Annotated in this window: 1 protein-coding gene; it reads left to right on the forward strand. The window is 56.0% G+C overall.

Annotated elements, in window-relative coordinates; genetic code table 11:
- Positions 1–131 precede the first annotated feature (131 nt).
- A partial coding sequence (locus ACK3CR_RS26955; RefSeq protein WP_488976371.1) for a collagen-like domain-containing protein occupies positions 132–1,015 on the forward strand: 884 nt, incomplete at its 3' end.

The raw sequence follows: 1,015 nt of genomic DNA on the forward strand, positions 1-1,015 counted from the left end.
CTCCTTCTTATCCTGCTGGGCAAGTCGTCACCTATAACGGTAGTCTTTATATTACTGATGTTGCGGGACCTACGGGTACACCGGATACGTCGCCTGACTATACTCTTTTAGCCGCAGCCGGCGCAACAGGTATTACTGGACCAACAGGGCTTACAGGCGCGACAGGCGTTGCTGGACTTACGGGACTCACGGGCGTTACTGGACCGACAGGGCTTACAGGGGCCACGGGTATTGGGCTTGACGGCGTTGTTCCTTTCGATCCAGCGACTGCTCCTTCTTATCCTGCTGGGCAAGTCGTTACCTATAACGGTAGTCTTTATATTACTGATGTTGCGGGACCTACGGGTACACCGGATACGTCGCCTGACTATACTCTTTTAGCCGCAGCTGGCGCAACGGGTGTTACTGGACCAACAGGGCTTACAGGCGCGACAGGCGTTGCGGGACCTACGGGACTTACGGGACTCACGGGCGTTACTGGACCGACAGGGCTTACAGGGGCCACGGGTATTGGGCTTGACGGCGTTGTTCCTTTCGATTCAGCGGCTGCTCCTTCTTATCCTGCTGGGCAAGTCGTCACCTATAACGGTAGTCTTTATATTACTGATGTTGCGGGACCTACGGGCACACCGGATACGTCGCCTGACTATACTCTTTTAGCCGCAGCCGGCGCAACAGGTATTACTGGACCAACAGGGCTTACAGGGGCCACGGGTATTGGGCTTGACGGCGTTGTTCCTTTCGATTCAGCGGCTGCTCCTTCTTATCCTGCCGGACAGCTTGTTACCTATAACGGCAGTCTTTATATTACTGATGTTGCAGGTCCTACGGGTACACCGGATACGTCGCCTGACTATACTCTTTTAGCCGCAGCCGGCGCAACGGGTATTACTGGACCAACAGGGCTTACAGGCGCGACAGGCGTTGCGGGACCTACGGGACTTACGGGACTCACGGGCGTTACTGGACCGACAGGGCTTACAGGGGCCACGGGTATTGGGCTTGACGGCGTTGT

Source organism: Priestia sp. TRM10 (assembly GCF_057808375.1).